General features: G+C 32.9%; 15 protein-coding genes. 11 read left to right on the forward strand and 4 right to left on the reverse strand.

The annotated features are described in order from the left end of the window. The first annotated feature begins 87 nt into the window (after positions 1 to 87). From MHB42_RS10130 to MHB42_RS10155, 6 genes are read left to right on the forward strand one after another with little or no spacing between them, the layout of a single operon-like run. Positions 88 to 729 carry a nitrous oxide reductase accessory protein NosL gene (locus tag MHB42_RS10130; RefSeq protein WP_340805916.1) on the forward strand — a complete coding sequence of 214 codons (642 nt, stop codon included), beginning with the start codon at positions 88 to 90 and terminating at the stop codon, positions 727 to 729. A gap of 1 nt (position 730) precedes the next feature. Next, positions 731 to 1,966 (forward strand): right-handed parallel beta-helix repeat-containing protein, encoded by a 1,236-nt coding sequence (locus MHB42_RS10135; protein ID WP_340805917.1) that lies wholly within the window; start codon positions 731 to 733, stop codon positions 1,964 to 1,966. Then, a complete protein-coding gene (locus MHB42_RS10140; RefSeq protein WP_340805919.1) occupies positions 1,963 to 2,415 on the forward strand; it encodes a nitrous oxide reductase accessory protein NosL in 453 nt (150 codons plus the stop codon). Before MHB42_RS10135 ends, MHB42_RS10140 begins: the two co-directional genes overlap by 4 nt. Positions 2,416 to 2,459: 44 nt before the next feature. Continuing rightward, the gene (locus MHB42_RS10145) at positions 2,460 to 3,209 is read left to right on the forward strand and encodes an ABC transporter permease (protein WP_340805921.1); all 750 of its coding nucleotides are present in this window, start codon (positions 2,460 to 2,462) and stop codon (positions 3,207 to 3,209) included. Then, positions 3,206 to 3,892, forward strand: coding sequence for an ABC transporter ATP-binding protein (locus MHB42_RS10150; RefSeq protein ID WP_340805923.1), 687 nt, complete (start codon positions 3,206 to 3,208; stop codon positions 3,890 to 3,892). The genes MHB42_RS10145 and MHB42_RS10150 overlap by 4 nt, the downstream gene beginning before the upstream one ends. Continuing rightward, positions 3,889 to 4,434 (forward strand): TlpA family protein disulfide reductase, encoded by a 546-nt coding sequence (locus MHB42_RS10155; RefSeq protein ID WP_340805925.1) that lies wholly within the window; start codon positions 3,889 to 3,891, stop codon positions 4,432 to 4,434. The genes MHB42_RS10150 and MHB42_RS10155 overlap by 4 nt, the downstream gene beginning before the upstream one ends. Positions 4,435 to 4,474: 40 nt before the next feature. Here MHB42_RS10155 and MHB42_RS10160 read toward each other — a convergent pair whose 3' ends face one another. Next, the gene (locus tag MHB42_RS10160) at positions 4,475 to 5,899 is read right to left on the reverse strand and encodes a PepSY-associated TM helix domain-containing protein (protein ID WP_340805926.1); all 1,425 of its coding nucleotides are present in this window, start codon (positions 5,897 to 5,899) and stop codon (positions 4,475 to 4,477) included. Between the two features lie 216 nt (positions 5,900 to 6,115). Here MHB42_RS10160 and MHB42_RS20680 point away from each other — a divergent pair, with 216 nt between their 5' ends. From MHB42_RS20680 to MHB42_RS10170, 3 genes are all read left to right on the forward strand, one after another. Continuing rightward, the gene (locus MHB42_RS20680) at positions 6,116 to 6,247 is read left to right on the forward strand and encodes a MerR family transcriptional regulator (protein ID WP_402893664.1); all 132 of its coding nucleotides are present in this window, start codon (positions 6,116 to 6,118) and stop codon (positions 6,245 to 6,247) included. Positions 6,248 to 6,304: 57 nt separating this feature from the next. Beyond that, positions 6,305 to 6,442 (forward strand): hypothetical protein, encoded by a 138-nt coding sequence (locus MHB42_RS10165; RefSeq protein ID WP_340805928.1) that lies wholly within the window; start codon positions 6,305 to 6,307, stop codon positions 6,440 to 6,442. A 566-nt stretch (positions 6,443 to 7,008) separates the two neighbouring features. After that, a complete protein-coding gene (locus MHB42_RS10170; RefSeq protein WP_009371666.1) occupies positions 7,009 to 7,284 on the forward strand; it encodes a YqhV family protein in 276 nt (91 codons plus the stop codon). Positions 7,285 to 7,440: 156 nt separating this feature from the next. Here MHB42_RS10170 and MHB42_RS10175 read toward each other — a convergent pair whose 3' ends face one another. From MHB42_RS10175 to MHB42_RS10185, 3 genes are all read right to left on the reverse strand, one after another. Beyond that, positions 7,441 to 8,208: a hypothetical protein gene (locus MHB42_RS10175; protein ID WP_340805932.1), complete on the reverse strand. Its 768-nt coding sequence runs from the start codon at positions 8,206 to 8,208 to the stop codon at positions 7,441 to 7,443. 475 nt (positions 8,209 to 8,683) lie between these two features. After that, the gene (locus MHB42_RS10180) at positions 8,684 to 9,121 is read right to left on the reverse strand and encodes a Tn7 transposase TnsA N-terminal domain-containing protein (protein ID WP_340805934.1); all 438 of its coding nucleotides are present in this window, start codon (positions 9,119 to 9,121) and stop codon (positions 8,684 to 8,686) included. 292 nt (positions 9,122 to 9,413) lie between these two features. Then, positions 9,414 to 10,010, reverse strand: a complete 597-nt coding sequence (locus tag MHB42_RS10185) for an SCO family protein (protein WP_340805935.1) — start codon at positions 10,008 to 10,010, stop codon at positions 9,414 to 9,416. 533 nt (positions 10,011 to 10,543) lie between these two features. Between MHB42_RS10185 and MHB42_RS10190 the strand changes: the two genes are divergently transcribed. Together MHB42_RS10190 and MHB42_RS10195 are read left to right on the forward strand one after the other, a co-directional pair. After that, positions 10,544 to 10,879: a DUF485 domain-containing protein gene (locus MHB42_RS10190; protein WP_340805936.1), complete on the forward strand. Its 336-nt coding sequence runs from the start codon at positions 10,544 to 10,546 to the stop codon at positions 10,877 to 10,879. Continuing rightward, positions 10,880 to 12,433 carry a solute symporter family protein gene (locus MHB42_RS10195; protein ID WP_340805938.1) on the forward strand — a complete coding sequence of 518 codons (1,554 nt, stop codon included), beginning with the start codon at positions 10,880 to 10,882 and terminating at the stop codon, positions 12,431 to 12,433. Positions 12,434 to 12,869 lie beyond the last annotated feature (436 nt).

Genomic DNA, 12,869 nt, shown 5'->3' on the forward strand with positions numbered 1-12,869 from the left:
TTATTGTCACTTTAATTTCTAATTTTTTTCACAACTTTTTAGTAAAGTGAATATGTCTAGTAAAATAATTACTTTGGAGGTAAAGGTATGAAGAAAGTTTTTCTAGTTGTTCCATTTATGCTAGCTCTTTATGCATGTAATGATGATAGTACAACAGGAACGAACAAAGACACTAAACAGGAGCCCACACATGAAGAGGTTGTTTCAGAGCAACCGAAGAATGAAGTTACATATTTAGCATCCACTGCTGAGTGGAAAATAGATGATCGTCTACAAGAGCCAGCAGAGGATACTGTTTGTGAAATTTGTAATATGAAAGTATATACAAAGGACCATGACCTAGGCGTTTTTTCTGCGCAATCTGTTAAACCTGATGGATCGATTGCATTTTATGACGACATTGGCTGTTTATTAAATGCGGAGTTGGTTCAAAATCAAACGAATGAAAAATTTGTGAGAGATTATATAACATTAAATTGGATAGATGTTGAGGAAGCTACAGCTGTTAAAACTGATATGAAATCCCCTATGAACTGGGGGTATATATTCTTTGCCTTTGAAGAAGATGCAAAAGCTTATATTTCAGAAAATCCAACCGCAAAAGTTGAAGAATTAGACGTAATTAAACAAGCAGCAAAAGAACGTCGTGAAAAAATGATGCAAGAAAAAGGGGACCATGAACAACATAGTGAGGACCAGCATGGAACTGAAGAAACACATAGTCACTAATATGAAAAAGGGCAGTTTACTTGCCCTTTTTTTCTGCATAGTTGGATTTTCAACACCTGCATATGCTCAGAGCGTACAACAGCAGATCGATAGTCTCTCGTTGGGGGATGTTTTAGAGCTAGAACCAGGGCAATATTCAGAAAATTTATTAATAAAAAAACCCATTAAAATATACGGAAACAAGGGGGTTAAATTCACTGGAAAATTAGAAATAAAAGCTGATGATGTAGAGGTTAGTGGTATTCAATTTCTTGGAGAACAAGGGGTTGTTGCAAAGAAAGTTGAAAACATCAAAATAACTCAAAGTTCATTTCAAACAAAAAGATTTCCTATTTATTTCGATGGTGTAGAAAATAGTGAAATTGCTGAAGTAGACATTATCGGTAAATCCGGCCATTATTCAGAAAAAAGTCACGGTATTTCTCTTTATAACTCAAAAGGTATTCATGTTAAAAATAATAGTATTACACAAACACAAGACGGAATTTATTTAGAAAATAGCAGACAAGTTACAATCGAAAAAAATACGATTACGTATGGACGTTACGGTACTCATATCATGTATGGTAGCGATATGAAATTGTTTCAAAATAACTACGCCCATCATATAACGGGTGTGATGTCCATGATGGCAAAGAATGTAGATATAGAAAAGAATACAATTAAACATCAAAATGCTTTAAATAGTTCTGGCATTACACTTTATCAAACTTCTAAAGTAAATGTAATCAACAATATCATTCGTGAAAATTCTATTGCAGTTCAGTTACAGCAGGCAGATACGGTGGATATGTCTAGCAATATATTCGCTAGTAATTTGTTAGTACTTAAAAACATTCAACCCAAAGGTGTCCTTGTTACAAACAATCAACTTTATGGAAATGTGCTAGTTGCTTCAAGTGGTTCTGATGGAATAACACTTATAGGGAATGTTTATGATGATTACGAAGGGGAAGATTTCGACGAAGATGGCTATGGTGATAGTGTTTACATTGCAACTTCTACATTTGGTAAATGGGTATTAAAAAATGAATATTATCAATATTTTATTGGAAATACAGCCACTGAATTATTAGAAAAAATGGATAATAAACTATCAAAACCAAATTCTTTAATAGATGAGAAACCTATTGTTCATAGGGGGCAACCTTGGCAATTATCATTTAAAGGGAAACATTTTAGCATTGGCGTTGCATTACTGATTGTACTAGTTTTTAGTTGGAGGAAATTTAAATGAAAAAGATCATTTTATTAGTAGTAATTGGACTTTTTTTGATAGGGTGTTCGGAGAAGACCATAGAACCTCGAGATATTGATCCAGAGACGGATATTTGTATTGTTTGTAACATGGGTATTACGCATCCTGATTATGCAGGGCAAGTAATTTTCAAGAATAATGATTATTTAGTGTTTGATGATCTAGGTTGTTTAATTGAATATTTGAAAAGTCCAGAGCAAGAAGTAGCAGCAGCTTATATCAAATCAAATGATAAGCAAGAATGGATAGATGTGAAAACGGCAGCTTATTTATATAATGAGGATTATTGGACACCCATGAATTATGGTGTACTTGCCTTTGCGTCGATTGGAGACGCAGCAATTTATGAGCAAGAAAATGGTGCGGGTAAGCCTCTCGGATACGAAGAATTAGTAACGTCATTTAATTGGGGTGTGCATGAACATTGATTAAATCGGAAATAAAACAGCTTTTCCGGAGTAAGTGGATTTACATGTTGCTTGGTATTTTTATTGTATTATTTGTTGCTATTTTGATGTTGCAACAGTTAAACACGGATGCAGGTGGATTCGATCGCTTTCAAGCCTCTCTCTTAAATTTATTACTTTTTTTGTTTCCTTTATTTATTTTGACAATAGGCGCAATGAGTATAGCTGCTGATATAGAATCAGGTTGGTATCAATTAATACGATCATATCCTGTTAGTATCGCACATTATTTAGGGGCAAAATATGTTGCATTGGTATCCATTTTTTTATTTGCTTTAGCAACTACAGAGGCAGTTATTTTAATTGTAGGTTCTTTCTTTGGTGGCGTTCATATAGATACTCAATTTCTTTTATTAACGACTGTTATTATCGTTGTTTTTAGTGCTATAAGTGTAATGATTGGCGCTTTTTCCATACATCGATTACAGGCATTAGGTTTTAGTCTAGGGCTATGGGCAGTTTTTACATTATTAAGTAATTATGTAGTAATGGCAATTGGAACCATTATTCCAAAACATGTCTATGAAAAAATAATCTATACACATGTTCATATAAATATTATTGAGTGGCTCCGATATGTCTATTTAATTCAAATCGAACAAACAGGTATTTTAGGGAAGTCGTTTTATTATTTATCACAGTTTTACGAAACTAGTCTAGGGATTGGCTTGATATTAGGTATAACAATATTATGGTGGTTTATTCCTCTTTGTCTTGCTTATTTTAAGTTGAAATGTAAGGAGAGCTATAGATGATAGAGCTACAAAAAGTTGTGATTACATATCGTAAAGGACAACAAATTGGTCCAGTTACCTATCAACTTACAAGTGGGAAAATTGTAGCTTTAGTGGGGGAGAATGGTGCTGGTAAAAGCACGCTAATGAAACTGATTATGGGACAATTACCCTTAGATAAAGGGACTATAACTGGCATTCCAAAAGGAAGAGTTCGATATATGCCTGATGATTTAAACTTTCCAACTACACTAAAAGTGAAAGAAATTATTGAGCTTTTAGGTAAGTTAAAGGGGATTACTAGTAAGAGTCAAGATGATATCTTACAGTTAGTTGATCTATTCGAGCATAAAAATAGTTTTGTTAGTGAGCTTTCAAAAGGAATGAGACAACGTTTAAACTTTGCACAAAGCCTGCTAGGCGAATGTGATGTGTATATTTTAGATGAACCTACAAACGGTCTAGATCCGTATTGGATCAACAGAGTGAAATCAATTTTAAAGGAAGAAAGAAATAAAGGTCAATTAATCTTATATTCTACTCATCTACTATCAACAGTAGAGGAGATTGCAGATGAAGTAATTTTCATTCATAAAGGTAAAATTCTTGCCTCAGGTAATATTTCGAGCTTGAAAAGACAATATGCTGAAGAATCTTTAGAATCCCTATGGTTGAAATTGTATTTAGGGGAGGAGATGTCTTGAAAAATTGGCTTTCAGCAAGTGTTGTTTTAATTTTAATTGGTATTGTCTTTATTAGCTATTTAGATTCAGATAAAACAGAAACTTCTAAAGAAATAATTGATAGTACAGTTAAGACAGCCGATATACAACTTTCAGATAGAGCAGTGCGAAATTTTGAATTGCCAAATCTCACAGGCGAACAAAAAACATTATACAATTATCTAGGTAAACCGGTTGTCCTTGTATTTTGGGCTACCTGGTGTGGACCTTGTAATGAGGAAATGCCACGCTTGCAAAATTATTATGAAACAAAAAAAGATGTTCAAATTTTAACAGTCAATGCAACTGATACGGAAGCAAGTAGAGAAACCGTGACTAAATATGCTAATAAAAAGGGATGGGATTTACCCATTTTAATGGATGAAACTGGAGATATCCGAAAGCGATTCGGTGGTTTTACAATACCCACTACAATATTTCTAAGCGCAAATGGAGAGATTGTTCATGAAGTTTTTGGACCCATTGATGAGGCATATATAGATGAAATTATAAAAAGCTTGTAAGAACGATATTAACTAAATATTAACAATAAAAACCAGGTGCTTATTGTTTTAACACCTGGTTTTTATTATTATGAGTATACTTTATTGAATCGTTATTTACTTCCTTGAATGGAGGTTTTATTCCTTTTTTTGTAAACCCAAAAATTAGTTCGATTAAAACAACTACAATAAGAGAAATTCCAAAGAGTGGCATAATGACACCTAGTAAAATCATGAAAATACAAAATGGAATAGATATTTCTTTTGGCATAGGTGGTGCAGAAATCATACCCTTTTGTCTACGTAATAACCATGTTTTAAAGCCAAGGTAGATTAAATATAAAAATGCTAGACAAATAAATAGATTGATTATTTTATTTGGCCAACCAAATAGATGTCCTTCATGTAATGGAATTCCCCATGTAAACCACTTTCCTAGAATACCATATTCATTATATCCGACAGATGAAATAAGTGAGCCAGTGTATTGGTCAAAATAATTAGTGACTTCTTCATTTGGATTTACATCCAAACCTGTTACACCAGTGTTTGAACCCTTCGCAACTGTAAAAACACCTTCTTCTGAGCTAGGTAAAATAATAGAATAAGGTTTAGAAATGTTTTCACTTTCAACATGCTCCATCAATTTACCAACTGACATTGCATATTCATTCGAATAATCAGGAACACTTTGAGATCCTCCATGACCTGCATGACCTGAATGATCTTCAGAATTAGAAGTGGGCATTTCATTTTTACGAGTAGCCCATGGAATTTCATTGATATCAGATGTTGGTGGATTTGAATTCAGTTCAGGAATTCCGATGGATGGATTTTGTTGTGCAGCTGTGTAGATAAAGTTCCCCATAAATGCTGACCATGGTAAGCCTGTAAAAATAATAGCAATCATAGGAATTGTGATAATAACACCTAAAATACTGTGCCATCTCCGGGATCGAATACGAGATGTTTCTGTCTGCACTTTCTTCCATATTTTCTTTCTAAAAGTCATGTATAGGCCTGATAGCAACAAGAAAATAGCCCAGCATGCAGCAAGCTCCACTAAGTAGTTTACGAATGTCCCACCTATGAATAAAGAGCTATGAAGATTACGCATGATATTTGAAAATGTATAGTTTGCATCCTGACTATCTACTACCTGATTATTATCATCTAAAAAGACATACTTTTGTTCGCCTTCACTGTTAGTCATCGTTAAGCGCGTATTATAAGGTTCGTCTAAAACTATTACTTTACTGACAGTATAGTCACTAAATTTTGCCTTTGCTTGCTCAATCCCTTCATCGATAGTAATGCTTGTTGTTTCTTTACTATCTCCAAAGAAAGCATCAGAGTAGAGCTTGTTCTCAACGTCTGTGTAGAATAGGTACCCTATACCACTAATTGTTAAAGTAAGTAAGAGGGGAGTAATAAATAATGCAGCAAAAAAGTGCCATCGCCAAAAACGATTGTATAAATTCTTCATAAAGCCTCCTAAAAAAATATAATTTCACTTACAAGAATAATATACATTTGAAATGTGAAATATAGATGATATTTTTAAGGAGAATTTATGTTTATATATAAAATTTATATTATTTTGAAGAAAATTTTTCATTAATATGTAAGCTGATTTTACATTGAAATTTAATAAAAGTTTATGTATACAATAGGAGAAGTAGCAAAGTAATTCAATTTAAGTATCTCAACTCTTAGGTATTACGATAAGGAGGGTTTAATTCTTAATATAGAAAAGAGTAAAAGTGGGAATCGAATCTTTGACGATGAAGCTATTTCAGGTTTAATTACTATTGAGTGTCTGAAAAAAACCTGAATGTCTATAAAACACATTAAAACTTTTATAGATTGGTGCCAAAAAGGAGATGAATCATTGAAAGATCGTCTAGAAATGTTTTTGGCCCGTAGAAAAGCACTCCAATCTCAAATCAAAGAAATAATGCTATTATTTATCATTACATTACGGGAACATAAAGTGAATGCCACACACAAAATACGAAATGAAGAATAAACATTTGCTATGCGGTTTCTTTTTTTATATATAGAAACATTTGTTTGAGTGAATCCTATGAGGAATAAAAAAGAAGACACCAAAGTCTAAACTTTTTTGATAATTAAGTAAAGTTTAGACTTTGATGTCCATGTACACTAAAATATCTCACTATTATAAGTATACTTTTCAATGAAATATAACTTCCTATAATTTATATTATGTAAACTAAAATTATTTGTGAGGAGTTGGAATAAAGAAAAATATCCCTCAATCCTCTTATTCGTACCGACGCGCATTGGCATTCCCATGTACCTACACCTGATGTAACAATGAGCAGTTTACATTAGAAACGAGGGAAAAGCCAATCCAACCCACTCCTCTAGCGTGTTCTTCTGCAGCAAAGCACATGGATATATAAAACTTATTCTATTAATAAATTTTTTGAACTTTTATCTAAAAAATCACTTATTAAATTAATACTATAAAGCATAATATAATACGAATCATACATATATTGATTTTAGTATTTCATTAAAGTAGAAGACTATAATTATCCTAATGTGAAAATTATCTATAAAGATAGGATGATGACAATCATTGAAAAGTCGGTTCTTGCTATGGTTATATTACGTGTATTGTCTGGAAGTATTGAAGTAAGTGCTGGATTGTTGATGCTAAAGTTGAATAATTTAGAAAAAGCATTCTATATTAATACAATGCTTGCATTGGTTGGTCCAACTGTTTTAATCGTAACGACAGCAATTGCATTATTTGGACTAGCTGATAAAATTCCGGTGACGAGAATCATTTGCCTATTTACGGGAATAACACTAATTATTATTAGCTCACATATTAAGTAAAAATAATAAATGGATACAAAATAATGTTTATTAGATTGCTGCTGTAGCGTGTAACGACGCTGCATTTTTTTGTATAGGTAACCTCTAATTGAGTGTGTCGCACACACTTATTCCGTTGTGGCGTTGGTTGACCATCACAACCTCCCTCATTCAAGGTCATATTACCCCAGTGCCCCTTTTATAATTTCTATTCTCAGGCTCTACCCATATTGGTAAATAAGTGTAGCCTATCCATTCATCCCAAATTCCATATGCAGCTTCATGTACAAGATATGAGGGGAAACCTGAACTTTCACTATATTTTAAGTTGGGTATAGTAAGTTCTTTTGGTTTCCAAGGTTTTATAGCATTCCTAATGCACATTAAAACATCGTCCGAAGAATATTCTTTATTTAGACATAAGTGATAGCCTAATATACAACGGGTAGCAACATCTATTATTGATAAAATCCAAATTCTATTTAAGGTATCAACTATTTCATCTCCTGCAGGTGTTGTATATTTTACAGATAATGCAACATCTATTTTATGTCCATCAAATTCTACCTTTTCATAAGGACGAATTGGCGTTTGTGTTTGAAATTCTGTGAAATTCGCACCAGTATTTTTAGCTAACATTTTCGATTCTTCACCGGATCGAGCTGCTACAGCAACAAAATGTTTATTTGACAGAGATTTTAAATAGCGTTCAACAGATTTATAAGCTTTCGTTTGTGTATTTAATGGATACTGATTAAGTCCAATACCTAGTTTAATACAATTTCTCATAAACCTTTGATGAATAGTTTTAGTGCTTAAATTTCTTTCCCTTACCTCCCCCTTTTTATATACGTTTAAGAAATCTTTTTCAATTTGCTCTTTAAGACTAGGGTGTTCTTCTAATAATTGTTCGAAAGGTGCATTAATAGTTGATTGAACTCTCATGTATGGAATTAGTGCTCTGAAACCGAATAATCGACCATCCGTATGTGTTTCTAAACATCTCTTAAGTAATCTATAGACTTCAGATTTTTTAATTCCATACCTTGAACAAATATTATCAATCGTTTCGTTTCGTTCAATATACGCAACAACAGCTGTTTTCTATTAATGTAGACTTCTTTCTGTTTAGCAGTAAGACTATCTTCTAGTACACTTGGCCACTCTAAAATATCTGATTTACTTATGCTTTGATATTTATTAGAGTATTTCCCCATTGATCTGTGACACCTCCAATTTAGTTCCAAAATAACATGTATCTAAGTTCGCGTTTATTTGTCCCCTATACAATAAAAAAGCGATATTTTTTAGGACAACAGTATTATCTACTTTAAGTAAATCCGAAAATTCAGAAATTTCTAGTCGTTCTTTAGCTTTTATAATATCTAGGTAACCATCTAATGCAACGAGTTCCTTTATATCAACATTTTTTTAAAATGCTTAATAGAGACTTATAGTTTGATAAAAGTAAACGATTTTCACGAACTTCTCTTTCAGTTACTATTCTATGTCTAATACAATTTTTTGTAGCCCATAACTGTTGAATCTCTATTTGCTCTTTTACTTTATTCTTAGTTAAATCATTAGAGTATTTAACTTCGACTATTTCTTCATCACCATTATCATAAAGAATCCACATATCCGGTATAGAAGTTCTGATAGTATTATTGTAGGGAATTTTAATTAGAAATGGTTGTTCGCAAAAGTTGACGATAGATGGATTACATTCCACTGTCAACCAATTATCATATTCCAAATCGCTATAAAGAAATACTTCTCTATCTATTTTAAGGCTTTTTGATTTCCAACGATTATTTCCATATTTATTGGAAATATTCGTTACAAGAGGTTTATTCACATGAACCACTCCTTCGTAATCTATAATATTTTCAATATTATAAATAGTTTAAACTTTAATGTCCAAAAATACGAGTAGTTTATATTTAGATGTCTTCAAAAATAAAAAGTTTAGACTTTACTGTCTAATTTTCTGGACAGTAAAGTCTAAACTAAATCATCAAATATGTTTATTTTATTGGTTTTATGTAGTTTAGACTTTGGTGTCCTTTTACAAGATTAGACCAGCTCCAATTGACTGGATGTATATTATTTTTTGATAAAATAATACAGCAGTCACATGGACTACTGCATTATTTGCTCTCCTTAATAAGAGCTTTCATATCTGCGACAATGCTTTCGACTGGGACGTCTGTTGCGCCATCATAATCTTTCACAACTGTGCCATCCGCATTAACTAAATAGTAACGTGACATATGTATGACCTGGTCTGAATTTGGATCGTTTTTAACAACTGAATTAAAGGATTGACGTGCAAATTGTTCAATAAATTTTTGCTCATAGCCCGTTAGTAGCTGCCATTTGCTTTCATCTACAACATTATAATTGCTTAAGTAATTCGCCAATACCTCAGGTTGATCTACCTCAGGGTCTACACTAAAGGCAACAATTTGATAATCCTTCATGCCTTTATCCGCTAGCTCCTCCTGAATGCCTGTCATATTAAACGTCATTGGCGGACAGACGGTTGTACAATTTGTAAAGATAAACATTGCTAGCCATGGCTTCCCCTTTAAATCCTCTAATTGTACTTGCTCATTGTGCTGGTTTGTCATCGAAAAATCTTGAACCTCAATATTTAATGATGGCTCAAATTTATAGCTGCCACACGCCGTTAAAATACTACTGATTGTTAGTATTAAAAGCAGTACAATACGTTTCTTTTTCATTATCATTACTCACTTCCCTTCAGTTCACCATCTTATTTTATGCATTCTAGCAGTTAAATACAACATAATGGTCTTGCTGCGAACTGATATTGCCGCAAATTTGCCAAACAAAGCAATTTTTTTAAAAATTTTTTAAAGCTTATTTTTACTATTTCTTTCAATAGCATCTAGTTGTTATATAACAACTTTTCCTATTTTTTAACATTCTCGAAATCTTAATTGTACAATAATAAATTACAGAAAATTCTCTTTTATGTTTAAATTTCGTCCTATACTTCTTATTCTCTATTATAAATTATTTTTAAAATACTATTTCTATAGAAAATTTCTTTCGCTTTCCTAAAAATTTTTTCTAGTAAATCCTTATTATTTCTATGTTATTCCATTCTTTTATATTTAACTAAAAATTTTTAAAAATCGAAATTTAGTATTGCATTATAGAAATCTCCCTCATAAAATAAGTGAATATAACGACGAGTCATCAAGAAATATGTCGTTTAAAACAGAAATATATAACTTTAGGGGGAATAATAATGGCTAACGTTTCAAACACAAAACAGGGGCAAGCAATTGATTATGATGCAATTGAAGCAATGGAATCGTTCAATCGCTTTGTAAGAAAGAAAAACACCTTCCTGTTCTCGATTACAGCAATCTTTCTAATCCTTTATATCTTGCTGCCGATTCTTGCTTTCCAGCCTGTACTACAACAAAAATTCTTTGGTAATATTACGGGTGTTTGGGTTTATTCTGCAGGATTATTTATTATGACAATTGTGCTCTGTACGGTATATGTAAAAAAAGCTGCTTCATTCGATAAAGCTGCAGCTGCTGTGCTAGCAGAGTATCAAGCGAAAGGCGGAAAATAAATGAATTTAGTATCGATTAGTTTCTTTTTAGCAATTGTTGGTTTAACGCTTGTTGTTACATATATTGCAGCAAAGCGCACATCCTCTGCGGCTGATTTTTATACGGCTGGCGGTGGTTTAAAGGGCTGGCAAAATGGATTTGCCATTGCAGGTGACTATTTATCTGCAGCAGCATTTCTTGGGGTGTCTGGCGCTATTGCTTTAACAGGCTTTGATGGTTTCTTCTTCTCTGTTGGTTATGTAGTAGCCAATTTAGTGCTGCTTTATGTGATTGCTGAGCCTATGCGTAATTTAGGTCGCTATACATTAGCTGATATGCTGACAGCACGCTTTAATGAAAAGCGCATTCGTGGTGTGGCAGCATCAGGCACAATTATTATTGTGATTCTTTATATGATTGCACAGCTAGTAGGTGCTGGTGCGCTTATTAAGCTACTATTTGGCATTGAATATTGGATTGCGGTATTAATTGTCGGTGTGATGATGACAACCTATGTATTATTTGGTGGCATGACAGCTACGTCTTGGGTACAAATTATTAAAGCAAGTCTTCTATTATTTGGGACAGGCTTATTAGCAACATTAGTGTTAGTAAAATTTGATTTTTCACTCATGAAAATGTTCGATACGATTGCGGTCGATCATGGTGAGGAATTCCTTGTACCAGGCATTAAATATACAAGTACAATTGACTCTGTTTCGATGATGATGGCTTTAGTTTTAGGGACATCAGGTTTACCACATATTTTAATGCGTTTCTTTACAGTAAAAGATGCCAAAACAGCACGTGCCTCTATTTCTTGGACAACTTGGATTACAGCTATTTTCTTCTCATTAACAATTTTCTTAGGCTTCGGTGCATTAAACTTTGTAGGGCTTGATCAAATTCTTGCCGAAAGTAAAGCTGGCAATACGGCTGCCCCACTGCTTGCACATTACTTAGGTGGAGATGTATTGATGGCATTTATTGGTGCTGTAGCCTTTGCGACAATTTTAGCGGTTGTATCTGGCTTAGTATTAACAGGAGCTTCTGCTATTTCTCATGATATTTATGGGGAAATTATTAAAAATGGACAATTAACAGAAAAGCAGCAAGTAATCGCTGCTCGTACAGGCTCTATTTCGATTGCGATTGTGTCGATTATTTTAGCTTTATTTGCGCAAAGCTTAAATGTTTCATTCCTTGTATCCTTTGCATTTTGTATTGGTGCTTCAGCGAATTTGCCTGTCATTCTTTATACAATTTATTGGAAAAAGTTCAATTCAACAGGTGCTGTAACAGCAATGGTTACAGGTTTAGTATCATGTTTAGTTTTAGGGGCAATGGGACCAAATGTCTGGAGTCCTGTTGAAGGCGCAGCTATTTTTGTGGGTACTCCACTTGTGCCACTTGCTGTACCAGCTATTATTACGATTCCACTAGGCTTTATTGCAGGCTATCTAGGGACAATTTTGTCATCTAACAAAGCAACGGATGCAGAGGCAGAGCGTATTTATAAAGAAATTCGCGTAAAGGCAAATACAGGTGTGTCTGTGTCAGATGTTTCTCATTAATTTAACAGACTGAATTTCTATTCAAAATTTACAGAAAAAGATGCGAAAAAAACGATTTTTTGTCGATTTTTTCGCATTTTTTGTTATTGAATTTCTACTAAATTACTTATCGAACAATATTATTTTACTTCCAAAAAACAGAAAAAAACCAGTATTCACTAGGTAAATAGTGTTTATTTTCGCTTGAAAAAACATTATTATTTTGTAAATTTACCCTTCTGTTTTTCTTGAAAACCTAGATTTCCCTTCGCCTCATTTATTTATCTGAATATTCTAAAACCCTTTGAATGCTAGGTTTCTAAACGCTTTTTCTCTTTTAGGACTATTTTCTGAGAAATTTTTTTTGCATAATTTTTCTGAAATGTATTGCAATTTCGTGAACTGTTTCATAAAATGAAAATGTGAATTCACTAAACTAGCAAAAATAAGTCTTAAG

The sequence above is a fragment of the Lysinibacillus sp. FSL K6-0232 genome (assembly GCF_038008325.1).
Taxonomy (GTDB): Bacteria; Bacillota; Bacilli; order Bacillales_A; family Planococcaceae; genus Lysinibacillus.

Bases quoted from the DNA above. Each gene is read 5' to 3' on its own strand.
- MHB42_RS10170 (WP_009371666.1), top strand. From the start codon at position 7,009: ATGATGACAATCATTGAAAAGTCGGTTCTTGCTATGGTTATATTACGT.
- MHB42_RS10145 (WP_340805921.1), top strand. From the start codon at position 2,460: ATGTTGCTTGGTATTTTTATTGTATTATTTGTTGCTATTTTGATGTTG.
- MHB42_RS10150 (WP_340805923.1), top strand. From the start codon at position 3,206: ATGATAGAGCTACAAAAAGTTGTGATTACATATCGTAAAGGACAACAA.
- MHB42_RS10160 (WP_340805926.1), bottom strand. From the start codon at position 5,899: ATGAAGAATTTATACAATCGTTTTTGGCGATGGCACTTTTTTGCTGCA.
- MHB42_RS10190 (WP_340805936.1), top strand. From the start codon at position 10,544: ATGGCTAACGTTTCAAACACAAAACAGGGGCAAGCAATTGATTATGAT.
- MHB42_RS10195 (WP_340805938.1), top strand. From the start codon at position 10,880: ATGAATTTAGTATCGATTAGTTTCTTTTTAGCAATTGTTGGTTTAACG.
- MHB42_RS10140 (WP_340805919.1), top strand. From the start codon at position 1,963: ATGAAAAAGATCATTTTATTAGTAGTAATTGGACTTTTTTTGATAGGG.
- MHB42_RS10185 (WP_340805935.1), bottom strand. From the start codon at position 10,010: ATGAAAAAGAAACGTATTGTACTGCTTTTAATACTAACAATCAGTAGT.
- MHB42_RS10135 (WP_340805917.1), top strand. From the start codon at position 731: ATGAAAAAGGGCAGTTTACTTGCCCTTTTTTTCTGCATAGTTGGATTT.
- MHB42_RS10130 (WP_340805916.1), top strand. From the start codon at position 88: ATGAAGAAAGTTTTTCTAGTTGTTCCATTTATGCTAGCTCTTTATGCA.
- MHB42_RS10175 (WP_340805932.1), bottom strand. From the start codon at position 8,208: ATGAGAGTTCAATCAACTATTAATGCACCTTTCGAACAATTATTAGAA.